Origin of the sequence: Faecalibacterium sp. IP-3-29 (assembly GCF_023347335.1) — a bacterium.
In the GTDB taxonomy this organism is placed as follows: Bacteria; Bacillota; Clostridia; order Oscillospirales; family Ruminococcaceae; genus Faecalibacterium; species Faecalibacterium duncaniae.
The window spans coordinates 970,765-986,243 of the sequence record NZ_CP094471.1 but is presented as its reverse complement, the minus strand read 5'-3'; the positions used below and the strand labels follow the sequence as shown (position 1 = coordinate 986,243).

13 protein-coding genes, 1 pseudogene and 1 other annotated feature are annotated in these 15,479 nt (G+C 58.8%); of the genes and pseudogenes, 4 read left to right on the top strand and 10 right to left on the bottom strand.

The window, feature by feature from the left end; all coding sequences use genetic code 11:
* The first annotated feature begins 49 nt into the window (after positions 1–49).
* Both MTP40_RS04695 and MTP40_RS04690 read left to right on the top strand, forming a co-directional pair.
* Positions 50–736, top strand: coding sequence for a gamma-glutamyl-gamma-aminobutyrate hydrolase family protein (locus MTP40_RS04695; protein ID WP_249259906.1), 687 nt, complete (start codon positions 50–52; stop codon positions 734–736).
* Between the two features lie 81 nt (positions 737–817).
* The gene (locus MTP40_RS04690; protein ID WP_249259905.1) at positions 818–1,690 is read left to right on the top strand and encodes a hypothetical protein; all 873 of its coding nucleotides are present in this window, start codon (positions 818–820) and stop codon (positions 1,688–1,690) included.
* Positions 1,691–1,740: 50 nt separating this feature from the next.
* On the opposite strand, the gene MTP40_RS04685 is transcribed toward MTP40_RS04690, so the two are convergent.
* From MTP40_RS04685 to MTP40_RS04660, 6 genes are all read right to left on the bottom strand, one after another.
* Positions 1,741–2,616: a hypothetical protein gene (locus MTP40_RS04685; RefSeq protein ID WP_249259904.1), complete on the bottom strand. Its 876-nt coding sequence runs from the start codon at positions 2,614–2,616 to the stop codon at positions 1,741–1,743.
* 173 nt (positions 2,617–2,789) lie between these two features.
* Positions 2,790–3,503, bottom strand: coding sequence for a hypothetical protein (locus MTP40_RS04680; RefSeq protein WP_249259903.1), 714 nt, complete (start codon positions 3,501–3,503; stop codon positions 2,790–2,792).
* A 227-nt stretch (positions 3,504–3,730) separates the two neighbouring features.
* Positions 3,731–4,696 (bottom strand): calcium/sodium antiporter, encoded by a 966-nt coding sequence (locus MTP40_RS04675; protein WP_249259902.1) that lies wholly within the window; start codon positions 4,694–4,696, stop codon positions 3,731–3,733.
* 75 nt (positions 4,697–4,771) lie between these two features.
* On the bottom strand, positions 4,772–6,070 hold the full coding sequence (locus MTP40_RS04670) for a putative ABC transporter permease (protein WP_249259901.1): 1,299 nt from the start codon (positions 6,068–6,070) through the stop codon (positions 4,772–4,774).
* 70 nt (positions 6,071–6,140) lie between these two features.
* The gene (gene fucO, locus MTP40_RS04665; RefSeq protein WP_249259900.1) at positions 6,141–7,289 is read right to left on the bottom strand and encodes a lactaldehyde reductase; all 1,149 of its coding nucleotides are present in this window, start codon (positions 7,287–7,289) and stop codon (positions 6,141–6,143) included.
* Positions 7,290–7,582: 293 nt separating this feature from the next.
* Complete coding sequence (locus MTP40_RS04660) at positions 7,583–8,242, bottom strand: GntR family transcriptional regulator (RefSeq protein WP_097772519.1); 660 nt, start codon at positions 8,240–8,242, stop codon at positions 7,583–7,585.
* A 293-nt stretch (positions 8,243–8,535) separates the two neighbouring features.
* Here MTP40_RS04660 and MTP40_RS04655 point away from each other — a divergent pair, with 293 nt between their 5' ends.
* The gene (locus MTP40_RS04655; RefSeq protein ID WP_249259899.1) at positions 8,536–9,012 is read left to right on the top strand and encodes a Fur family transcriptional regulator; all 477 of its coding nucleotides are present in this window, start codon (positions 8,536–8,538) and stop codon (positions 9,010–9,012) included.
* A 13-nt stretch (positions 9,013–9,025) separates the two neighbouring features.
* Positions 9,026–9,288 (top strand) — a binding site (T-box leader).
* A 129-nt stretch (positions 9,289–9,417) separates the two neighbouring features.
* Positions 9,418–11,048: pseudogene (gene asnB / locus MTP40_RS04650) on the top strand (asparagine synthase B).
* A gap of 57 nt (positions 11,049–11,105) precedes the next feature.
* On the opposite strand, the gene MTP40_RS04645 reads toward asnB, so the two are convergent.
* From MTP40_RS04645 to MTP40_RS04630, 4 genes are all read right to left on the bottom strand, one after another.
* The gene (locus tag MTP40_RS04645) at positions 11,106–11,975 is read right to left on the bottom strand and encodes a hypothetical protein (RefSeq protein ID WP_249259898.1); all 870 of its coding nucleotides are present in this window, start codon (positions 11,973–11,975) and stop codon (positions 11,106–11,108) included.
* Positions 11,969–12,697 (bottom strand): ABC transporter ATP-binding protein, encoded by a 729-nt coding sequence (locus MTP40_RS04640; RefSeq protein ID WP_098922884.1) that lies wholly within the window; start codon positions 12,695–12,697, stop codon positions 11,969–11,971. Before MTP40_RS04640 ends, MTP40_RS04645 begins: the two co-directional genes overlap by 7 nt.
* Positions 12,690–13,070, bottom strand: a complete 381-nt coding sequence (locus tag MTP40_RS04635; protein WP_154276386.1) for a GntR family transcriptional regulator — start codon at positions 13,068–13,070, stop codon at positions 12,690–12,692. The genes MTP40_RS04640 and MTP40_RS04635 overlap by 8 nt, the downstream gene beginning before the upstream one ends.
* 153 nt (positions 13,071–13,223) lie before the next feature.
* On the bottom strand, positions 13,224–15,368 hold the full coding sequence (locus MTP40_RS04630; protein ID WP_005933140.1) for a polyribonucleotide nucleotidyltransferase: 2,145 nt from the start codon (positions 15,366–15,368) through the stop codon (positions 13,224–13,226).
* Positions 15,369–15,479: the final 111 nt, after the last annotated feature.

The window sequence follows — 15,479 nt, the reverse complement described above, 5'->3', positions numbered from 1 at the left end:
GAACGAATGTTCCGGGGTTTTTCTGTTGACGTAAAAAGGAGTTTCTACAATGTCTGCTGCTATTACGATTGCAATGCCGCGCATGGTGCCGAACCAGCTGCTGGCAGAGGCCCACGCAAAATATCCCGAAAGCCTTGCCCGGGCCGGGGCAGAGATGCGCTGGATCGAGCTGGACGACCCCGAAAAGGCCGTGCAGGATGCACTGGCCTGTGACGGCCTGCTGCTGCCGGGCGGCGGCGACATCGACCCAAAATTCTACGGGCAGGAGCGCATCCCCGCCTGCGGCGAGCCCAACGTTCTGCGGGATACCGCCGAACCGCTGCTGCTGCGCGCCTTCCTTGCCGCCGACAAGCCGGTGCTGGCCATCTGCCGAGGCATCCAGCTGATGAATGTTGCGCTGGGCGGCGATCTGTATCAGGACATCAAACCCTTTGAGCACGTCCCCCACAACGACCATTGGGGCAAGATCCACACCGTCACCGTGCGGCGGGATACCCTGCTCTCTCGCATTCTGGGGCATGATACCGTTCTGGTCAACAGCCAGCACCATCAGGCGGTGGACAAGGTCGCCCCCGGCCTTGTGCTGTCGGCCCTGAGCGAGGACGGCATCGTAGAGGGCATTGAGAAACCGGACGCGAAGTTCTGCCTGGGCGTGCAGTGGCACCCTGAATGGCTCAGCGCTGCCGACCCCGCCATGCAGGGGATCTTTGATGCCTTTGTGGCGGCCTGCAAATAAATTATAAAAAAATCAGAGCCATCTTGAACGATTTTTAAGCTCTGGATCGTATTCCTTATAAAGAGAACAGGAGGTTCTGCCATGAAATCTTCCAAAAAGCGTTCCCGCGCCGTGGTCACGGTGGTGGCCTGCATTCTGGCGGTGTGTCTGGTGGCTGTGCTGGTCCTTTTCAGTCTGGTCAACAGCAAAGTCCGTGCCTTACAAAAGGGGGCGGCCTTTGAGCTCAGCTATAACATCACCGCACAGGACAGTGCCAGTACCCCGGCCCTGTACAATATTCTGAAACAGGTGGGTGCAACTTCCGGCGATGTGGCCGGGCTGTATTCGCCGGGGCAGCTGCAATTGTACCTGTACCCCTCCGGCGGGCTTACCCGCGCGGAGACCGGCGGCACCGACTTTTTCACCGACCTCTATATCGATGCCAACGATACCTACTTCGATGCCGGGCGGCTCTACCGCACCCTGCGGGATTCCATCGTGGACAGCGCGCCGCTGGTGGGTGCGTTCCTGCCGGAGTGGTCTCTGCCCAACTACATCACGCAGTCCCAGCTGGCAAAGGTCCTTGGCGTACCCAACACGCAGGTGGCCATGCAGGAGATGTCCGGCTATACCATGACCCTCAGCCGCCAGTGCATCGTCCACCCCGATTATGCCAAGAAGGACTACACCTACTATCAGTTCCCGTCTGAGGGGGAGGACGCTGCTGTCCTTGTGGTGGGCCTGCCGCTGAAGTCCCTGCTCTTCGATGACACCATCCCCGTGGATGTGCATGTGGAGATTCCCGCCCACGGTGTCAACGCAGCCCTGAGCGGCACGCTGGAAGCCGGTGTCAACAGCCTTTCGGCTCCCGTCAGTGTCATTTCCGACAGCGACATCGATTCCATTGTCCAGCTCCGGGAGCGTCTGGAGCAGTTTGCCGATCTCATCAACACAGCGTTAAAGCGTGTGCAGTAACATAAAAAGCAGAGCCGTGCAGCGTTTGAACTGCACGGCTCTTATCTATTTCAGCGCTTATGCTCAATGTGTTCCTGGATCCATTTGCCGCCATCACCGCTGCCCACCGCACTGTTATAGACAATGCCGGTCAGCTCACTGGTCAGGTCGGACTTCATCTTTTTGTACTCCTGCTCTGCCTGATCCGCAACGCTCTGGTCACGGCCATTGTCCCGCAGGTACTGGCGCAGCTCTTTCAGGATGGCGTTGAACTCCTTGTCACACTCGCCCTGAACACTGGTCAGCTTGGCGGTTTTGGACACCACGATGGAGACCTTCATCCCCAGATTGCGCTCCTCCACCGGGTGGGAGATATACTCATTGTAGGCCTCGTAGATCACGCCGTAGAGCTTGGATTCCGTCTGCCTCTTCAGGTTCTGCAGCTGGCGGATGTAGCTGTCGATCTTGGCATCCACCTCATTCTCCGAAGCAGCGGAGCTGCTGGAGGCATGGCTGCTGCCGGGGGCCTGACTGCTGGCCGCATGGCTGCCGGAAGCCGCAGAGGACGCAGGCACCGAGTGTGCGGCACTGGAACCGGACACTGCGGAGCTCACGCTGTCCGCCTTGCCTGCGCTGGCGGCAGAGGAGGCTTCACTGGACGAAGCTGTCTCCGAAGAGGAAATGCCAAGTTCCTCTTCCAGCTGTTCCAAAAAGGACGAAACCGGGGATTCTTCCGTCACCTCACTGCTGACGGCGCTCTCGCTGGAGGCTGCGGCGCTGGAGGGCCCCTCAGCTTCCCCGCCGGGCAGAGCGGAGGACGGCACAGAGCTGACCTGCGCCTCGGACACAGGGGTGCTTTTCCGCATCCCTGTCAGGATCAAAGCAGCTGCCACGGCCACCACAAAAACGATGGCCGCAGCCAGCTGATAAAGCTTCTTTTTCTGCATCTGGTACAAAATTCTCCCACTTCAGATTTCGTTCCCGGACTTTTGCCGCGCAGGAACAGGTCTATCATATCATCCCCGGGGGAGAATTTCAATGGATAAATCGTGAAAAATGTCGCCTAACTGCCTTTTTATGACCGGATTTCGTCCCATTTCACAGCCTGCCGGAGACGCGGTCAGTCTTTTTTCACGGCCACAAGAACGCGGATCTTTCCACCCGCCGCGCTGCCGTGGGCATCGTACCAGCCGATGAGGCTGTAATCCTCGGCGTTGATCTGGGAAAGGGTGGTGGCGTAATACTTGCCCTTGTACCACAGATACACCTGCATGTCATCGGCAGTCTCATAACGGGTGGAGCCGCTCCGCACGGAGGCGGCCCCCAGCTGATCCACCGTGACCGGGAGCAGCTGGGCCATGGTGCCCACACTGCCGGAAGCAGTCTTGCGCACCGAGATGCCGCCCGCCAGCACGGGATACTTCACGCTGGTCTTATAGGTAGTTTGCTCACCGTTGACATAGCAGACATAGTTTGCGCCGCTGCTCAGGTAATCCAGCACCGAGCTGACCACGCCCGTGGTACTGTTGGCACCGATCTTGAGCAGATAGCTTGCCAGGCTGGCGGTGCTGCTGGTCACGCTCTCCCACAGGGTGCTGCCAATGCTGCCATCGACCAAACCATACAGCAGGGTGCTGGTGGAGGGCATCACGCTTTCCACCGCACCGGCCACAAGGTCAGAGGTGCTGGAACTGGTGGTGTTGGAGGTGGACGAGCCAGAGCCGGTGTTCGTGGTGGAGCTGGCTGCGGTGCTGATGAGGTTGGTCACATCATCCAGCACACCGTCCCGGATATCCGGATCGTCCTCCGCGATCAGAATGGTCTGCTCTGCCATGGTCTTCTCCCCTTTTTGTCGTTCTCGGTTCTAGTATAACAGCAGTTTCCTGCATTTTCCATGAAATTTTTCTAAGGATTTCTTAAGAAAGCGCCTCTTCCGGTCAGACCCTGCTGTGGGGACAAAAAAAGGCATCCCCGCAAACGAGGATGCCTTTCTCAAAACGATTTTCTGCCCCAAAGCGCCCGCTCCGGCGTGGAGCCGGGCCGGGTCTCCGGCGCAGAGGCTTACATTGCAAACTGGACGGCGCAGAAGGCTGCATAGATGCAGAGCAGCAGCACGCCCTGCCAGCGGGAGAGCCTGCCCTTAAGCAGAGCGGGCACAGTCAGGAGGAGCATGACCACGAACATCACGGGCAGATCCATGACCAGAGAGGAATTGATGCCCATGATGGTGGAGTTCTGCGGGATGCTGAAAGGCGACACCGTGATGGACATGCCGCTGACCAGCACCAGATTGAACACGTTGGCACCAATGACATTGCCCAGCGAGAGGGAACCGTGGCCCTTTGCCAGCGAGGTGATCGCCGTGACCAGCTCAGGCAGAGAGGTGCCCAGCGCCACAAAGGTCAGGGCGATGACGGATTCCGGCACGCCCAGCGCCTGCGCAATCAGGGTGCCGTTGTCCACCAGCAGGTTTGCGCCCACAGCGATCAGGGCTGCGCCGAGGATGAGCAGGCCGATCTCCTTGGCAAAGGACATTTCCTTTTCCGGCTCGTCCTCATCATCTTCCGGGGCGGGGGCGTTTTTCATAGCCAGCACATTGCAGACCATGTACGCCACGAACATTGCCAGCAGCACAATGCCGATGGGGCGGCTGAAGTAGCCGGTGGTGTAGGCCACGCCCGCATACAGGGCCGCTGCCACAAAGAAGAACAGCACCGGCACCCGCAGGCTCTTGGGGTCCACCTTGCCCGGGCGGACCGCAATGGTGATGGCCGCGATCAGGGCCGCGTTGCAGATGACCGAGCCAATGGCGTTGCCATAGGCGATCTCGCCGTGGCCGGTCATGGCCGAGGTGGTGGAGACCATGACCTCAGGCAGAGTGGTGCCGATGGACACCACCGTGGCACCGATGAGCAGCTCCGGCACCTTGAAGCGGCGGGCGATGCCGGTTGCACCGTCCACGAACCAGTCGCCGCCCTTGATGAGGCAGAGCAGGCCCACGATAAACAATAATACAGGGATCAGCATATAAAATCTCTCCTTTTTAATCCAAAAAGTATTATACCTGTTTTCCCTGCAAAACGCAAGCAAAATCGTGCATTTTTACCCAGCCTTCTCCACCTTTTTGGCGTTGGGGTAGATGCGCTCCATCCGGGCATTGTCAAAATGCTCATCCAGCAGCACATCCACCGCATTGGCCGGAGCCGCGCCGCTGGTGCGGGCATCGTAGCGGGCCAGCGCCAACGCACTGGTCACAAGGTTCACGGCCATGAACACGGCCAGCAGAGCGGTCATCCAGGGGCGGATCCTGCGCTTGACCGCCTTCATCCCCTTTGCCACCAGCGGGTAGCCATAGCGGATCCAGGTCACGGCCGCAATGCCCCAGAAGAAGCAGTACAGCAGGTTGATGCGCCCGCCCAGATTGAACTTGAAGCCGCTGTAATCCCAGAACACGGTGCCGAACAGCAGCTCTGTCACAGCGCTGCACACATACTCATACGCACCGCCCAGGATCACACCGAACCAGAAGATACGGCTCTCGCTCTTCTGTTCGCCGCCCCGCAGCAGGATGGCGGCCAGCACCAGCGCCAGCCCCCACACCACGCTGAACGGGCCCCAGACCAGGCTGGAACGGCTCATCCAGACCCCGGCGGTGATGCGGCAGAAGATGGTCTCCACCACATCTCCGAGGAAAGCCCCGATGACAAAGAGCCAGAGCAGGTCGGCAAGGGAGAGCTGCTTTTCGGCATTGGTGGTGGGCTCCGGACGGGCCGCAGCAGGGTACGCCCGCTGGATCCGCTTTTCCACGCTGGCGGTAATTTTCTGCCGCAGCCTCTCCGAGCCCCTGCCCAGCTCCCGATTCAGCTGCTCGAGCCGTGGGTGGCGGTTCGCATACCGGCTGACCGCCACCATGGCAGAGATCTGGTCAAGGACGGCCAGCGCCATGCCAACCCATACCACAGCGTGGAACAGCAGCGGCGGCAGGTGGGCGCAGAGCCGGAACAGCAGGTCGTTGCCCCAGCGGACTGCCGCCATGCCCAGCAGACCCCACAGCAGGGAGTATTGCAGGCAGACATAGCCGTCCAGATTGAACTTTTTATCGGAGTAGTCCCACCAGCGGCGGTGGTGGATCCGTTCCAGCAGTTTGGCGGTCAGCCACTCCACCACCGTGGCATAGATCATGCTGCCGAAGAACAGTGCCGCCAGGCTGGCGCGCTGGTCGTTCAGGCCGATGGTGATGAGCACCCCTGCCGTGCCGTACACAAAGCAGAAGGGGCCGGAGGCTACGCCGCGGTTGGTGAACCGGCGGCCCTTTGCAGTTGCAACAACGGTCTCGCCTACCCAGCCTAAAAAAGAATATACCAGATAAATTACACAAAGAGTATAGAAATTCAGGTTCATAGTGCTCCTTTCCCGGAACAAAAAGGGGCCGGGAAGCGGCGTTCCCGACCCTCTTTGTTCAGTTTACGAATTACAGCTGGCTCTTATACAGTGCCTCGATCTCCTCCACGCTGGTATCGCGGGGGTTGCCGGGGCAGCAGGCATCTGCAAAAGCAGACTTAGCCAGGAAGTGGATGTCCTCCTCCTTCAGGATGCCCTGCAGGTTTGCGGGGATGCCCACATCTGCGCTCAGCTGCTTGACAGCGGCGATGGTGGCATCGGCGGCCTCGGCATCGTTCATCTCGTCGATGCCCTTCACGCCCATGGCCTTGCCGACCGCGCGGTAGCGCTCCCCGGCAACGGTCTTGTTGTACTCCAGACCCACCGGCAGCAGGATAGCGCAGGCCACGCCGTGGGGGGTATCATACAGAGCGGACAGACCGTGTGCCATGGAGTGGACGATGCCCAGACCCACATTGGAGAAGCCCATACCGGCAATGTACTGGCCCAGAGCCATGCCCTCGCGGCCCTCCGGGGTGTTCTGCACGGCACCGCGCAGGTTCTCGCTGATGAGCTTGATGGCTTCCAGATGGAACATATCGGAGATGGTGCAGTGGCCCTTGGTGATATAGCCCTCGATGGCGTGGGTCAGAGCATCCATACCGGTAGCGGCGGTCAGGCCCTTGGGCATGGAGGACATCATATCGGGATCGACCACAGCGATCTCGGGGATATCGTTGGTGTCCACGCAGACGAACTTGCGCTTCTTCTCCACATCGGTGATGACGTAGTTGATGGTGACCTCGGCCGCAGTACCGGCGGTGGTGGGCACGGCAATGGTGAACACAGCGTGCTTCTTGGTGGGAGCCACGCCTTCCAGAGAGCGCACATCCGCGAACTCGGGGTTGTTGATGATGATGCCGATGGCCTTTGCGGTATCCATGGAGGAGCCGCCGCCGATGGTCACGATGCAGTCTGCCTCAGCAGCCTTGAAGGCTGCCACGCCGTCCTGCACGTTGGCGATGGTGGGGTTGGGCTTGATCTCGCTGTAAACAGCGTAGGCGAAGTTTGCAGCATCCAGCAGGTCGGTGACTTTCTTGGTCACGCCAAACTTGATCAGGTCGGGGTCAGAGCAGACAAAAGCCTTCTTGTAGCCGCGGGCAGTCAGCTCGGGAACGATGTTCTCAATGGCACCGTGGCCATGGTAGGAAATGGTATTCAGAACAATGCGGTCAGCCATAATTATTTTCCTCCAAAATCATTCTGCCCGCCTGCCAGCGGGCTCTCTCTGTTGTTAAGGATACCACATTGTTAAACAATATTCAATGTACTTTTCTTTTGATTTCTATGAACTTTTTACACTTTCCAGCAAAAGAAAACGCTGTCCCACTCCCTCAGTCTCGCATTCGCTCGACAGCTCCCTCCAGGAGGGAGCCTTAACGCGGCGGCCAACGCAAAAGCCTTCCTCTGAGAGGAAGGTGGCATCGCATCAGCGATGCCGGAAGGAGTGATACAGCGTTTTTATCGTTTCATTTACCACAGCCGGATGACCTTGATGACTCCCTCGGCCTTATCGCGGGCCAGCTCAAGGTGATGCTGCAGCGCATCGGCGGCGGTGTTCCAGTTGTCGCTCAGGGCGGCATTCAGAATTTCCAGATGCTCCTCACAGGTCTGATCCTGATTGATCATGCTCACCTTGCCGGTCATAATGCGGAAACGGGTGTTCAGGCCGGTGATGCGGTCATAGCCAGAGCGCAGATATTTGTTGGGCAGGCTGCTCATCAGCAGCTCATGGAAATCATCGTCGGATTTGCAGAAGTCACCGATCCGCTCGGGGTGGTGCATCAGCTCAGTGTATGCCTCCAGCTGCTCCCGGGGGATCAGGTTGCCGTAGGTGCGCAGGGCGTAAGGCTCCACCAGCAGGCGCATCTCGAACATGCTGTGCACGTCCTCTTCGGTAATGCCGGAGACCATCAGCCCCTTTTTGGGCAGGATGGTGATCAGCCCCTCCTGCTCCAGGCGGCCCAGCGCGTCACGCATGGGGGTGCGGCTGATGTTGCCCATCTCGGCACAGAGCTTCTGCTCGTTCAGAAATTCGTTGGGGCGGTACTCGCAGTTCAGAATCTTCGTTTTCAGGTACTGGTAAGCCTGCAGCTTCAGGCTGGTCTTTGACTGGGAATCCATCTCTTTCATTGTTCTATCTCCTAGTTCGCAAGCAGGACCATTCAGGCAGCAATCAGTCGCCCGCCGGACAGCTTGTATCCCTTAAATAATCCAAGTAATCATTAATATTATTATCACATATCTGGACAATGTTTACAAGGCTTTTTTGAAAACTTTGGGAGCTTTTCCGTTTTGAACAGATGTCATGCATTATTTTGCTATAAATTGAACAGTTTTTTTGTGCTTGTCGCCAGTGTTTCGTTCTTGTTTTGCATCGAAGGATAAATTGTGGTACACTTGACCCAGAAAGGAAGGCTGATACCATGGCAGGTCGCGGGGGGTACAACACCAAAACCCGGCAATTGATCCTGGATTATCTCATCAACAACCGCCAGCACGCGGTCAGTGCATCCAACATTCTGGAACATCTGGAGGCGGAGGGGGCCAGCCCCAATCCCACCACGGTGTACCGGTATCTGGACAAGCTGGCAGGCGAGCAGCGCATTATGAAATATGTGGCCGATAAGGGCGAAAAGGCCGTGTTCCAGTATGTGGACGAGGGCCGCCACTGCCGCGAGCACCTGCACCTGAAGTGCGTGCAGTGCGGGCGCATTTATCACCTGGACTGCCACTTTATGGATGAGGTGCGTGCCCATCTGATGGCGGAGCACGGCTTCACCCTGCAGTGCGAGGGCAGCGTTTTGTACGGATTGTGCCGCAGCTGCGCACAAAAGCCTCCTCAACCGGGGCAGACCTCACAAAAATGCGAACACTGTGTTGACACGGACAAAGAGCCGTGATACAATGCAGGCAGGAAAAGCGTTGATCGGGAAAAGTAAGTGCTCAAGGTTCTTTTGCAGCGAGTGCGGGCCGGTGGAAGCCGCACAGAGAATGAGCCCCGAACGAACCCCCGTGAGCTTCCCCCTGAACCTGCTTCGGGCAGTTAGTAGGGGCCGACGGCAGCCGCTCGTTATCGCGGCAGTGCTTTCAACGGGGAGAGTACACAAAAGTGACTGGTGTGTTCGCGCACCGGTAATTTAGGTGGCACCACGGATACGGCAGCATTCGTCCTAGCAATGGGATGAAGGCTGCCGTATTTTTTTATTTGCAAAAACCTCTCAGTCACCGGGAAACCTGCCTCTCCTATCAGGAGAGGTGGCAATGCGAAGCATTGACGGAGAGGTTTAGAGAGAGGGGTAAGAAATATGTGTTGTGTTATGGGTTACACGGGGCACGACCTGAGTGCCGCCAAATTCAAGGAGTATCTGCTGCGCACCGTGATGCGCGGGCCGGACGACCAGCGTGTGGTGGAAGGGCCTTTTGGTCTGATGGGCTTTGGCCGCCTTGCCATCATGGGCCTGACCCCGGAGGGGATGCAGCCCTTCTACCGCGGTGCCGACTGCGTAGTCTGCAACGGTGAGCTCTACGGCTTCCGCTTTGAGAAGGAGATCCTGAAGCGCCGGGGCTACAAGTTTGCCTCCGACTGCGACTGCGAGATCCTGCTGCCGCTGTATTACGAGTACGGTCTGGATATGTTCCGCCACATGGACTCCGAGTTCGCGCTTATTCTATATGATTCCCGCAAGGACCGGCTGATCGCAGCCCGCGACCCCATCGGCATCCGTCCGCTGTTCTACGGTTATTCCAAGTCCAGCCACCAGATCGCCTTTGCCTCCGAGATGCAGAACCTGATCGGCTGGTGCGACGACATCCGCCCCTTCCCCATCGGCAGCTACTACTGCGATGGCCGCTTTGTCCGCTATGAGGACATTGCCGACGTGCCCGCCCCCATGGAGGATGACATGGAGACCACCCTGCGGAACATCCGCGAAAAGCTGATCGCAGGCGTGGAAAAGCGTCTGGATGCCGATGCCCCTGTGGGCTTCCTGCTCTCGGGCGGTCTGGATTCCTCGCTGGTCTGCTCCATTGCAGCCAAGAAGCTGGGCAAGCCCATCCGCACCTTTGCCATCGGCATGGACACCGATGCCATCGACCTGAAATATGCCCGCCAGACCGCCGATTATCTGGGCAGCGAACACCATGAGATCATCATCAACCGGGACATAGTCATCCAGAGCCTGGAGGAGGTCATCCGACTGCTGGGCACCTGGGATATCACCACCATCCGCGCCAGCATGGGCATGTACCTGCTCTGCAAGGCCATCCACGAGCAGACCGATGTGCGCGTGCTGCTGACCGGCGAGATCTCCGATGAGCTGTTCGGTTACAAGTACACCGACTACGCCCCCACCGCCGATGCCTTCCAGCAGGAGAGCCAGAAGCGCATCCGGGAGCTGTACATGTACGATGTCCTCCGGGCCGACCGCTGCATCTCCGCCAACAGCATCGAGGCCCGCGTGCCCTTTGGCGATCTGGATTTTGTGCGTTACGTCATGGCCATTGACCCCGAAAAGAAGCTGAACAGCTACGGCAAGGGCAAGTACCTGCTGCGCAAGGCCTTTGAGGGCGACTGGCTGCCCCCGGAGATCCTCTGGCGCGAAAAGGCCGCCTTCTCCGATGCCGTGGGCCACAGCATGGTGGACGACATCAAGGAGTACGCCATGCCGTGGGCCACAGCATGGTGGACGACATCAAGGAGTACGCCGAGAGCCTGTACACCGATGAGGAGTTCCAGCTCCGCCGGGCAAACTACTCGGCCCACTGTATGCCCTTTACCAAGGAGAGCCTGTTCTACCGCGAGATCTTCGAGAAATACTACCACGACCAGAGCCGCACCATCGTGGGCTTCTGGATGCCGAACAAGGCATGGCCCGGCTGCAACGTCAACGATCCTTCTGCCCGTGTGCTGGCAAACTACGGCGCTTCCGGCGTGTAATCCTTTTTCCAGACAGCAAAAGACGGTGTGTCCGCTCCGGGCACACCGCCTTTTTGTTTACTCCAGATTCAGTTTATTTTTCATCAGCCACCGGGTCAGGAAGAAGTATGCCGCCGCAATGGCTGCAGTCACGGCAAAGCAGAACAGATAGCCAACGTCTGTTCCAAGTGCCGCCGTCAGCCAGCGCATCGGGGTCACTCCATAGCTCACACCGGTCACGTTCACATCCACGACCCGGTACGTGACATCCACGATCATACTCACATCATTCGTGCCCAGCAGCTTATCGAGCTGGGTCTCCACGATGTTCAGGCCGATAAACGCGAGGATTCCGGCCACCATCACATGCTTGGGGAATTGATGGGCGATCATACAGGCAGCGTAAACGCAGAGGATGAGGCTTACCAGCCGGGCCAGATTGATGAGGATGGTCCAGAACGTCACCAGCCAGAACTTCGCGCCCAGTTCCCCATACAGCATCCCACACAGCTGCATCCAGCGGTCCCAGTTCTCCGTGCCGAGGACTTCCGCGTCCAGCACACCGATGCTGACCATCCCTGTGATGCAGACGATGCCCACCAGGCCGCTGCACAGCACCCAGACCATGCTGGTGAGGAGCTTGGAGAGGATGAGCTGGGTCTCGGTCACGGGCAGGGTGTGCATCAGGTAGCCTTCACGTCCCAGCAGATTTTTATAAAAGCGCTGGATGGTGTTCACGAAGCAGAGCACCGCGATGGCAAGGATGACCGAGACATACACGATCATCAGAATCACTTCGAGATTCTGGAAGCTTGTGCTGTGAGCCAGCGCGTGTTCCTGCCGGAAGGTCACGCCCAGCACCACGCTCAGCAGCGCCAGCGCCAGATACAGCCCGAAGTACAGGCTTTTGGTGGCCTTGAACTCATATTTCAACAATTGCTTCAGCATTTGAATACCTCCCGGAAATACGCATCGACACTCTTGCCCTCAGTCTCGCGGATGTCGTCCACGGCGCGGTGGGCGAAGATTTTGCCGTCCTTCAGGAACACAGCCTCGTCCAGCACCGGCTCAATGTCCTCGATGAGGTGGGTAGAAATGACAACCGTCGCGTCCTTGCTGTAGTTGGAAATGATGGTGTTCAGGATGTAGTCCCGGGCCGCAGGGTCCACGCCGCCGATGGGCTCATCCAGCAGGTAGAGACGGGCGTTGCGGCTCATGGCCAGCACCAGCTGAACCTTCTCCTTGTTGCCCTTGGAAAGGGTCTTGAGCCGGGCATTGGGGGCGATGTTCAGCCGGGCCAGCATCTCATTGGCCTTGTCGGCGTCAAAGCCGATGTAAGCCTTGGCCTGACTGGGCGTGCCGTAAAAATCCCGGAACATCTCCACCAGCTCCTCCACCCGCATCCAGTCGGGCAGCCAGTCGGCATCCGGCAGGTAGGAGACCAGCTCCTTGGTCTCCGGGCCGGGGGCCATGCCCGCGATCCGGATGCGGCCTTCCGTGGGCTGCAGCAGACCATTGGCCAGCTTGAGCAGGGTGGTCTTGCCGCTGCCGTTGGGGCCCAGCAGCCCTACGATGCGGCCAAAATCCAGCTCCAGATCGATGCCGTCCAGCGCGGTCTTTTCCTTTCCGTATACTTTTGTCAATTTTTCACAGGTCAGCACCTTACTCATGGGGTTCTACCTCCTCTGTATCCCAGTGCTCCAACAGGGCTGCCGCCTTTTCCGGCGTGTAGCCGATGCTGCGCATCTTCTCCAAAAAATCTGCCGCGATGTCATGGGCGGCGGCAGCCCGCAGTTGTTCGATCAAATTCGTATCCTCCGTGACGTAGCGTCCGCTGGTGCGCTCGGTGCGCACAAGGCCCTCACTTTCCAGCTGGGCCAGAGCCCTCTGCATCGTGTTGGGGTTGACCCCGGCAGCTGCGGCCAGATCCCGCACCGAATCCAGATGGCCCCCCGGCGGGTAGGTGCCCGCCAGAATTCTGGCTTTGAGCCGTTCCACCAGCTGGGCATAGATCGGGCGGCCGGCATCAAACTGTTCACTCATTCTGCTTTGCCCTCCTTATGTGTTGCTGTATTAAGTAGCTAATACAATAATACACATTTTTGCATTTCTGTCAAGAGGAAACCCAAAAATTTTTTCGGACAGCAAAAAGGGACCCCGCAGCCAACCGGCTGTGGGGTCCCTCTGATTTATGGATTACTGCTGCTCCTGCGCGGCGCGCTTGGCTTCCAGCGCCAGAATGGCATCGCGGCGGCTCAGGTTGATGCGGCCCTGCTGGTCGATGTCCGTGACCTTGACCACGATGGCATCGCCCACGGCGACCACATCCTCCACGCGCTCCACACGCTTGGTGTCCAGCTTGGAGATGTGCACCAGACCTTCCTTGCCCGGTGCGATCTCCACAAAGGCACCAAAGTTCATCAGGCGGGTGACCTTGCCCTTGTAGATGGCACCGATCTCGGGATCCTCCACAATGGTCTTGATGGTGAAGATGGCGCGCTTTGCGTCCTCCTGATCCACGGCGGAGACGAACACATGGCCGTCCTCCTGCACATCGATCTTGCAGTTGCAGGTGGCGCAGATGTCCTGGATGACCTTGCCGCCCTTACCGATCACGTCCTTGATCTTATCGGTAGGGATCATCATGCTGAACATCTTGGGAGCCCAGCGGCTCAGCTCCTCACGGGGCTGTGCGATCACGGGCTTGATGATCTCGTCCAGAATGTACAGGCGGCCCTTGCGGCACTTCTCAAAGGCCTCGGCAATGATATCGTAAGTCAGGCCGTCGATCTTGATGTCCATCTGGATGGCAGTGATGCCCTTGCGGGTGCCGCCCACCTTGAAGTCCATATCGCCGTGGAAATCCTCCACGCCCTGAATGTCCAGCATGGTCATCCAGCGGTCGCCCTCGGTGATCAGGCCGCAGGAGATGCCGGCAACAGGTGCCTTGATGGGCACACCGGCATCCATCAGAGCCAGCGTGGAACCGCAGATGGAAGCCTGAGAGGTGGAGCCGTTGGAGCTCAGGACCTCAGAGACACAGCGGATGGTGTAGGGGAACTCCTCCAGAGAGGGCAGCACGGGAACCAGAGCGCGCTCTGCCAGTGCGCCGTGGCCGATCTCGCGGCGGCCGGGGCTGCGGGGTGCGCGGGCCTCGCCGACAGAATACGGCGGGAAGTTATAGTGATGGATGTAACGCTTGGTCTGCTCGTCGGTCAGATCGTCCATCAGCTGGTTGTCCTTGGTGCCGCCCAGGGTGCAGGTGGTCAGCACCTGGGTCTGGCCGCGGGTGAACATACCGGAGCCGTGGACCCGGGGCAGGATGCCCACTTCGGCAGCCAGCGGGCGGATCTCGTTGATGCCGCGGCCATCCACGCGCTTGCCCTCATCCAGCAGCCAGCGGCGGACAACGTACTTCTGCATCTTGTAGCTGACAAGGTCGAGGTCTGCATCAGACAGATCGGGGTACTCCTCAGCGATCTTGTCCATGATGGGCAGCAGAGCAGCATCCCGCACATTCTTGTCATCGGTATCCATGGCGGCCTTGAAGTCGTCCAGATACTTGTTCTGGATGGCGTGGAACACGTCCATATCCAGACCCACCACCTGGAAATCGATCTTCGGCTTGCCGCGCTCAGCAACAATGCCGTTGATGAAGGTGATGATCTTCTTGATCTCAACATGGGCGGCCTTGATGGCATTGAGCATGGTGTCCTCGTCCACCTCGTTGGCACCGGCCTCGATCATCACGATCTTGTCCATGGTGGCGGCAACGGTCAGGGCCAGGTCGCTCACCTTGCGCTGCTCCTGGGTGGGGTTCAGGACGATCTCGCCGTCCACCAGGCCCACCTGAACACCGCCGATGGGGCCGTTCCAGGGGATCTCAGACACAGCGGTGACCAGAGACGCACCGATCATGCCGGCGATCTCAGGGCTGCAATCGGGGTCCAGGCTCATCACGGTCATGGTGATGCAGACATCGTTGCGCATCTCCTTGGGGAACAGCGGGCGCATGGGGCGGTCCACCACGCGGCTGGTCAGGATGGCGCGCTCACCGGGGCGGCCCTCACGGCGCATAAAGCTGCCGGGGATGCGGCCTGCGGCGTAGAGCTTTTCCTCATACTCCACGTTCAGGGGGAAGAAATCCACACCTTCACGGGGCTTGGGGCTCATCACAACGTTGCACAGCACGCAGGTCTCGCCGTAGCGGATCAGGGCGCTTGCGTTGGACAGGCCGCACATCTTGCCCATCTCGACCTTGAACGGACGGCCAGCCAGCGTGGTCTCGTAGACCTTGAAGTTTTCAAAGGTCTCTTTGCGGGAACCAAATTCAATTGCCATTTGGTTTTGCCTCCTTTGTCCTTTTGCGGTTTATCTTCTTATCTTCCAAAAGGCAGCGGCCAGCGCATCATAGCAATAAAGCCAACGCCCGTGCCTTTTACAGCACAGGCG

Excerpts from the sequence above, each read along its gene's own strand:
- MTP40_RS04630 (WP_005933140.1), bottom strand. The coding sequence starts at position 15,368 with ATGGCAATTGAATTTGGTTCCCGCAAAGAGACCTTTGAAAACTTCAAG.
- MTP40_RS04640 (WP_098922884.1), bottom strand. The coding sequence starts at position 12,697 with ATGAGTAAGGTGCTGACCTGTGAAAAATTGACAAAAGTATACGGAAAG.
- fucO (WP_249259900.1), bottom strand. The coding sequence starts at position 7,289 with ATGGCTGACCGCATTGTTCTGAATACCATTTCCTACCATGGCCACGGT.
- MTP40_RS04680 (WP_249259903.1), bottom strand. The coding sequence starts at position 3,503 with ATGGCAGAGCAGACCATTCTGATCGCGGAGGACGATCCGGATATCCGG.
- MTP40_RS04660 (WP_097772519.1), bottom strand. The coding sequence starts at position 8,242 with ATGAAAGAGATGGATTCCCAGTCAAAGACCAGCCTGAAGCTGCAGGCT.
- MTP40_RS04670 (WP_249259901.1), bottom strand. The coding sequence starts at position 6,070 with ATGAACCTGAATTTCTATACTCTTTGTGTAATTTATCTGGTATATTCT.
- MTP40_RS04690 (WP_249259905.1), top strand. The coding sequence starts at position 818 with ATGAAATCTTCCAAAAAGCGTTCCCGCGCCGTGGTCACGGTGGTGGCC.
- MTP40_RS04685 (WP_249259904.1), bottom strand. The coding sequence starts at position 2,616 with ATGCAGAAAAAGAAGCTTTATCAGCTGGCTGCGGCCATCGTTTTTGTG.
- MTP40_RS04645 (WP_249259898.1), bottom strand. The coding sequence starts at position 11,975 with ATGCTGAAGCAATTGTTGAAATATGAGTTCAAGGCCACCAAAAGCCTG.
- MTP40_RS04675 (WP_249259902.1), bottom strand. The coding sequence starts at position 4,696 with ATGCTGATCCCTGTATTATTGTTTATCGTGGGCCTGCTCTGCCTCATC.
- MTP40_RS04635 (WP_154276386.1), bottom strand. The coding sequence starts at position 13,070 with ATGAGTGAACAGTTTGATGCCGGCCGCCCGATCTATGCCCAGCTGGTG.
- MTP40_RS04695 (WP_249259906.1), top strand. The coding sequence starts at position 50 with ATGTCTGCTGCTATTACGATTGCAATGCCGCGCATGGTGCCGAACCAG.
- MTP40_RS04655 (WP_249259899.1), top strand. The coding sequence starts at position 8,536 with ATGGCAGGTCGCGGGGGGTACAACACCAAAACCCGGCAATTGATCCTG.